This is a genomic window from Pseudoruegeria sp. SK021 (assembly GCF_002119405.1).
In the GTDB taxonomy this organism is placed as follows: domain Bacteria; phylum Pseudomonadota; class Alphaproteobacteria; order Rhodobacterales; family Rhodobacteraceae; genus Meridianimarinicoccus.
Window position 1 is genome coordinate 110,133 of sequence record NZ_MTBG01000008.1, and the last position, 6,130, is coordinate 116,262.

General features: G+C 58.3%; 7 protein-coding genes and 1 tRNA gene. 1 reads left to right on the forward strand and 7 read right to left on the reverse strand.

What is annotated here, in order from left to right; all coding sequences use genetic code 11:
* Window positions 1-3: 3 nt before the first annotated feature.
* The gene (deoC, locus tag BV911_RS07605) at window positions 4-957 is read right to left on the reverse strand and encodes a deoxyribose-phosphate aldolase (protein WP_086052998.1); all 954 of its coding nucleotides are present in this window, start codon (window positions 955-957) and stop codon (window positions 4-6) included.
* Between the two features lie 270 nt (window positions 958-1,227).
* On the opposite strand from deoC, the gene BV911_RS07610 reads away from it, so the two are divergent.
* Window positions 1,228-1,301: transfer RNA gene (locus BV911_RS07610), tRNA-Cys, on the forward strand.
* Window positions 1,302-1,369: 68 nt separating this feature from the next.
* On the opposite strand, the gene BV911_RS19970 is transcribed toward BV911_RS07610, so the two are convergent.
* The 6 genes from BV911_RS19970 to tnpB form a co-directional block, all read right to left on the reverse strand.
* Complete coding sequence (locus BV911_RS19970) at window positions 1,370-1,675, reverse strand: tyrosine-type recombinase/integrase (RefSeq protein ID WP_371587959.1); 306 nt, start codon at window positions 1,673-1,675, stop codon at window positions 1,370-1,372.
* Between the two features lie 36 nt (window positions 1,676-1,711).
* Window positions 1,712-2,398, reverse strand: a complete 687-nt coding sequence (xerC, locus tag BV911_RS07615; RefSeq protein ID WP_240512184.1) for a tyrosine recombinase XerC — start codon at window positions 2,396-2,398, stop codon at window positions 1,712-1,714.
* Window positions 2,399-2,572: 174 nt separating this feature from the next.
* Window positions 2,573-3,055, reverse strand: a complete 483-nt coding sequence (locus tag BV911_RS07625; RefSeq protein ID WP_139840053.1) for a hypothetical protein — start codon at window positions 3,053-3,055, stop codon at window positions 2,573-2,575.
* On the reverse strand, window positions 3,042-3,728 hold the full coding sequence (locus tag BV911_RS07630; RefSeq protein ID WP_139840054.1) for a hypothetical protein: 687 nt from the start codon (window positions 3,726-3,728) through the stop codon (window positions 3,042-3,044). Before BV911_RS07630 ends, BV911_RS07625 begins: the two co-directional genes overlap by 14 nt.
* A gap of 245 nt (window positions 3,729-3,973) precedes the next feature.
* Window positions 3,974-5,644 carry an IS66 family transposase gene (locus BV911_RS07635; RefSeq protein ID WP_086053015.1) on the reverse strand — a complete coding sequence of 557 codons (1,671 nt, stop codon included), beginning with the start codon at window positions 5,642-5,644 and terminating at the stop codon, window positions 3,974-3,976.
* A gap of 106 nt (window positions 5,645-5,750) precedes the next feature.
* The coding region (gene tnpB, locus BV911_RS07640) for an IS66 family insertion sequence element accessory protein TnpB (RefSeq protein WP_205963815.1) at window positions 5,751-6,130 on the reverse strand (380 nt) is incomplete at its 5' end.

Sequence of the window (6,130 nt, forward strand, 5' to 3'; positions counted from 1 at the left end):
TCCTCAGGCCAGCGCGTGGCGGTTGGAGGCCGAGTACCGGCCAGTGACAAAGTGCTCCAACTGACGTTCGATATCGCCCAGCAGAGATGAGGCGCCGATGCGGAAAAGATCATTTTCCAACCAGCGCGAGCCCAGTTCTTCTTTCATCAAAAATTGCCACGCCATCGCGTGTTTGGCCGTCGACAGACCGCCCGCAGGCTTGAAGCCAACAATCTGGCCAGTGCGGTCCCGAAAATCCCGAAGCGCCCGCACCATGGTTAACGAGACCGGCAACGTCGCGTTTGCTGCCTCTTTCCCGGTCGAAGTTTTGATGAAATCGGCCCCGGCCTGCATCGCCACCATGGACGCCTTATACACATTGGTCAGGGTCGACAAATCGCCGGTGGCAAGGATTGCCTTCATATGCGCATCGCCGCAGGCCTCACGCATTGCCGCGATCTCGTCATACAGCGCGGACCACTGGCCGGTCAGCGCATACTCCCGGGTGATGACGATATCGATCTCTTGCGCCCCCTGCTCCCGGGCATAGGTGATCTCGGCAAGCCGGATCGGCAACGGCGTCAGACCGGCGGGAAACCCGGTCGCGACCGAGGCCACGGGAATGCCTGTCCCCGCCAGCGCCTTGACCGCATGCGGCACCATCGTTGGATAGACACAGACCGCCCCCGTGGTAATCGGGCCGACCCCCATCGCCTCCAGCAGATCGGCGCGCACCGGATTGCGGGCCTTGGCGCATAAACGCTGCACCCGGCCGGGCGTGTCGTCGCCCGCCAGCGTGGTCAGATCGATGCAGGTGATCGCTTTCAATAGCCATGCCGCCTGCCATTCTTTTTTGACGCTACGGCGGGTGGTCAGGGTCGCGGCGCGGCGCTCGGCCGCAGAGCGATTGACGTTGATGCCGTCGAACCAATCCGGGGTGAACGCCGTGCCGACCATGCGGGGGAAGTCATGTTTCATATCACGCGCGGTCCTGTCCGGGTCGGGCCCGCCAACGACCAATGTCGACCGGGCAGATCAAAGGTAGCAGAAACCTCGATTGAAGCAGGCTTGCAGGCGCGACACAACATGGCAGCGAAAAAACCAGCAATAAAGCCCCCCTCTCATCGTCTGGCGCCCCAAAAACGGGCGCAGCCCGGCTCGTCGCGATGGCCCCCGCATCAGAACCTGTCTCAAAATCGCAAACAGGTGTTGAAACGCCCCGAGAACGGCGTCATAAGCCGTCTCGGCGGCGAGTTGGCGGAGTGGTTACGCAGCGGATTGCAAATCCGTGCACATGAGTTCGATTCTCATACTCGCCTCCAATATTTTCAATGGGTTGCGTCATATTTAGCCTCATCGGTTGGAGTTTTTGAAACACCTGTTGAAACATTCACGTTCTGGTCTTGTTCTGTTCAAATAGGTTTCGCGCCACCTGCGCCTGCTTGGCCAGTTCGATCTGTCGAACCCTTCCGCCGTATTTTTTCAGCATTTCTACGCCTGAGTGACCGGTGACGGCCTTCACCATCTCGTCACTACAACCCGCCTCGTAGAGTTCTATAGTCGCGTTCTTCCGCAGGCCGTGCGTCACGTACTTCATGGCATCAGGGTGGCCCATGCTGCCTTTGACCTTGCGCATCTCATCCGCGACTGAACGGTAGCTGGCAGGGCCGCCGTATGCGCCGGTTACTATCGTCAGTCCCGTCTTTCTGAGATTCGCAAGGTGGCCAGCAAGTCAGTCTGTCATTGGAAGCAGCAACGGCTTATCGGTCTTGCCTTGGGTAACGGAAATCTCGTCGCCTGTGACATGGTCCCAGCGCATTTTGAGTATGTCTCCGATACGCTGGCCTGTGCCAATGCAGAGTTCATAGATAAGCCGGGCACGAGACGACGCCATCGCCTCAAATTCTTCACGCACGTCATCAGGCCATGGCTCCCAGCCGTCGCCCTGTTGCTTCAAAAGCGGAATGCCCTTCGCCGGGTTACCATGCTCTTTCTTTAGGAACCCGATCAACCGGGCATGGTTCAACAGAATCACCAGTACCTGAACCAGATAATTCGCCTGCCGCCAGTGGCCTTTGTTGGCTTGCAAAAGAGAGAAAATGTGTTTTGTTTCAATCTTCTGAGGGTCTTTGGTGCCCCAAATTTTGCGAATGTGCTCGATGTATTTTCGGTAGTCCGACTTTGTGCGTGGCTTCAACTTGGTGAATGCGTCGCTCTCGAAGTAGCTTAAGGCCAGTGCTTCAAAGTTGCGCTTTGCTGCGACTGGCATGCGCCCCTTAAGCAATCGATTGTAGTGGTCCCAAAATTCAGGCGTTCCAGGATCCTCGTTCATCATCACCGATTGACTGCGCGCTCGCCGAATGAACCGAATATAGCCTCGATCATGATACACGTATTTAGGCAAGATATTCTTAGTCATTTGCCCATCCTTAGATCGCGACTCATGAAGTCATCATCGCCGTTCAGGTCCGTCATCCCGGCGTCGACAGTCACACTTCCATCAGGCCTGACCTCAAGTTTTGCCCTCGCCCACCCTGCTGCCCGTGCTTCGCGGAGCAGAGTCATTGCCAGGTTTTTGGCTGAGGCTTGAGAGCTAGGCGTCGCCATCGGCACCCCCATTGAAAACTGACCCAAAATTATTCAGATCACCCCCCGTAGCAACATCCGCCCTTAGAGGAGTCGCCCGACAAGAAATGGCATCGTCCAAATCCACAGACGTTCCCACGAAGTTATGTCGGATGACCTTATAGGCGACGTGAAAATCGGCGGCGTTCCGTTCGGTTTGGTCATCTTCCCATAATTTCGAACCACTCCGCGAAGCAAAGAAGTGAAAGTAGCTCCTGCCGCTCGCCAACTTGGGCCGCACACAGTTGGCCCGCTTAGTTAACACTTCGCGTCGCAGCAACCATTTACCCATCGAAAAAGCCGTAGCATGCGTGCCATCGTCATTCCCTTGAAAAGTCGAATATGAGCGATCAAGGTTTGCTTTAAGGCAGCCTGAAAGAAAGGCTTCGTCGTTGAGTGTCTTTGCAAGAGAAGTCAAGTCTTCAGGAATAAGCGGATTAGGACGCGGCATTGTCGCCCGCCATTTTAGCCAGTGCGAGCAAAGCTACGCCATCGAGTTTGGTCCAGACCTCGCGGCCTGTTTGATTGGAATGTTTTTCGTATGGCTCAAACCTCAGAGTCCAAGCATAGGTTTGTGATTCTGCATTCGGCTTTACGTACTTCCAACTGGACCAAGACGGGTTGCAAATCTGCATCACTACCTGCTTTGACGGTTCGGTTCGCAGAACGATCTCGTCATATGGTGACACTCCATCTGAGGAGTGTTCTATGAAATGCTCCGCCCACATTTCCAGCGCCCCCCCAAGGGTGAGCGGAAACGTGGGCAGCTCTGGGGGCCGCTCGTTATCTCTGAAAAAATCGACATCATGAGAACCAAGCACTTGGTCACAATGATCATGACCGACAAAGCCTTCGCCATCGCAGTAGTCTATGGCTATCCCGGCTCTCTTCAGGCCAAGGATAGTCTGAACCTCAGCGGCCGCTTTCGTAGGTACAGCGGTCGTCAGAGAACACGCGATTGCAGTTGCAAAGTCAGACGGGCGCATTAAAGGAGCATTTCGCCCGCGCCCGCCTGAGGAAAAGAGACCTTCGCCGCGCACAAGCTTGACGAGTGAATTTACCCTAGGCGCATCACCACCCAAAGTGTTCTCGATCCAGCCAGAAAGGTCACGCAATGTTGTCATGGCGATAGGAATACCATTCCGATTGACTTTCGTCAATCCTTTGGAATGACATTCCCTAGAAAATCGTCGAGATAGGGTGGAGTGTCAGCGGATGTTGCAAGCGGCAGCTCGCCGTCCCCGTGTTCGCGATGTGCTGATAGGACACAGAAAAGCCCCTAATATCAGAGATCGCCGGTTCATTCCCGCGTGTGCGGGGAACAGTAGTCCCTTGAGCGTCGGACGTAAGCATCCGCCGAGGACGGAGGTTAGGCAGCCTTGACCTGATGCGTTGCTGCGTTCCATTCCCACGGCAGCAACTCGTGCAGGCGTGAGACCGGTGTGTCAGAGATGCGCGCGATGACATCGGCAAGCCATGCTTGCGGATCTATGCCGTTCAGCTTTGCCGTGCCGATTAGGGAATACATGGCGGCGGCGCGCTGTCCGCCACGCTCGGACCCGGCGAAGAGCCATGATTTTCTGCCGAGGGCCACACCGCGCAGCGATCTTTCGGCGGCATTGTTGGTCAGGCAGATGCGGCCATCTTCGAGGAACGCGGTGAATCCTGACCAGTGCTTCGGCGACAGCAGGTAGTCGATCGCCTTGGCGACCTTGGCGTGCTTCGAGAGCAGCGCCCGTTCTTCGCGCAGCCAACGCTCCAGATCGGCGACCAACGAGACCGACTGGCGTTGTCGCGCTTCGAGCCGCTCGTCGGGGGATTTGCCGTTGATGTCGCGCTCGATCTCGAACAGGGCGTCGATGCGCTTCACCGCCTCGAACGCGATCGGCGAGATCTCCTTGGGCGACTTGCCCTTCCGGATGTTGCTTTCGACATCCGCGAGTTCGAAGAACTTGCGGCGTGCATGGCTCCAGCAGAGCGCGGATGTCACCGGTCCGGGCGAGCGCTTTTGATCATAAAGCTGGTTGTATCCGGCATAGGCGTCAGCTTGCAGGATGCCCTGCCAGCCCATCAGATGCCCGGTCGGATGTTCCCCGCCGCGATCGCGGGAGAAGCGGAAGACCACCGCCGGCGGCGCGGTGCCGCCTAAGGGCCGATCATCGCGCACATATGTCCAGAGCCGCGCGGTCTTCGTGCCACCCCGGGCCAGCAGCGGCACGGTGGTATCGTCCCCATGCAATCGGTCGGCCGCCATGACATGGTTTTCGATCAGCGCATGCAGCGGCGTCAGCAACTCGGTCACCGCGCCGACCTGGTCGGCGAGCGTGGACAGGCTGAGGTCGACGCCCTCGCGGGCATAGCGGTCGGCCTGGCGGTTCAGGGGCTGGTGCTGGCCGAACTTCTCGAACACGATCATCGCGAGTAGGCTGGGACCAGCCCAGCCGCGCGGGATCGGGTGGAACGGGGCGGGAGGTTGGCTGATCTTCTCGCAATCGCGACACGTGAACTTCTCGCGGACGGTCTGGATCACCTTCCACTGCCGTGGAAGTTCGCACCGGTCCGCAAGGCGGCAAACCGTCCGGGGGACGGTTTGAGGTAAGAACGGGCGGAGCCCCTCCAGCGTGTCGGTGATGTCCTCGCCCATCTTCACGATCCGGTCTGACCCGCAGCACGCGCAGTTTGAGGGGGCCTCGACCACGACCCGTTCGCGCGGCAGATGCTCGGGGAACGGCTTCTTCACCGGCTTGCGCCACTCGAAGCTTGCAACCTTCGTCTTCTCCGCCGCCTGCTCGGCGCGGATGGCATCCTCCGCCGCAGCGGTTTCCAGTTCCTCGAGCTGCAACTCGAGCTGGTCGATCAGCCGGGCGGTGCGTTCGGCGCTGCGGCCATACTTGTCGCGCTTGAGCATGGCGATCTCGAGCTTGAGGCCCGCGATCAGCGCCTCGGACGCCGACACCACGGCGTTCGAGCGGGCCAGTTCGGACCTCAAAGCGGCCAGTTCGGCGCGCAGTTGCTCGAGCTCGGAGGCGGCATCTGACAGGGTCAAAATCTACCATGCCGGTTTACGAATGCCCATGCAACACCGGGTCATAAGCGCGATTTACCCAACCTTTGCAGGGTGTTGTGTCCAACGCGGATTGCGCCAGTCAATTCCTTCCAGAAGATAACCGAGCTGGGCTGCGGATATCTGAACCGCGTCGCCCGTGCGACTGACTGGCCAGATAAACTTGAGCTGCCTCGAGGCGTTTCAAATAGAGAGATGTGCCGACCCCATCGTGCCATAAAATCTTGACCAGGTCGCCCTTGCGCCCACGGAAGCAGAATATCTCCCCGGCATGAGGATCGCGCCCGAGGCCTTGCTGGACCTGCAATGCAAGGGTGTTCATGGTCGCCAGGGGTTGCGCCATTGATGGGGTGGATGGCACCCGCTTCCGGCATCTCAATGTGCCACATTGGGTGCTATAAACAGTCACCAACGAAGGGAGCCATCCATGAACGAGATTACCACAATTGGGGTCGATTTGGC

Excerpts from the sequence above, each read along its gene's own strand:
- deoC (WP_086052998.1), bottom strand. The coding sequence starts at position 957 with ATGAAACATGACTTCCCCCGCATGGTCGGCACGGCGTTCACCCCGGAT.
- BV911_RS07630 (WP_139840054.1), bottom strand. The coding sequence starts at position 3,728 with ATGACAACATTGCGTGACCTTTCTGGCTGGATCGAGAACACTTTGGGT.
- BV911_RS07625 (WP_139840053.1), bottom strand. The coding sequence starts at position 3,055 with ATGCCGCGTCCTAATCCGCTTATTCCTGAAGACTTGACTTCTCTTGCA.
- xerC (WP_240512184.1), bottom strand. The coding sequence starts at position 2,398 with ATGACTAAGAATATCTTGCCTAAATACGTGTATCATGATCGAGGCTAT.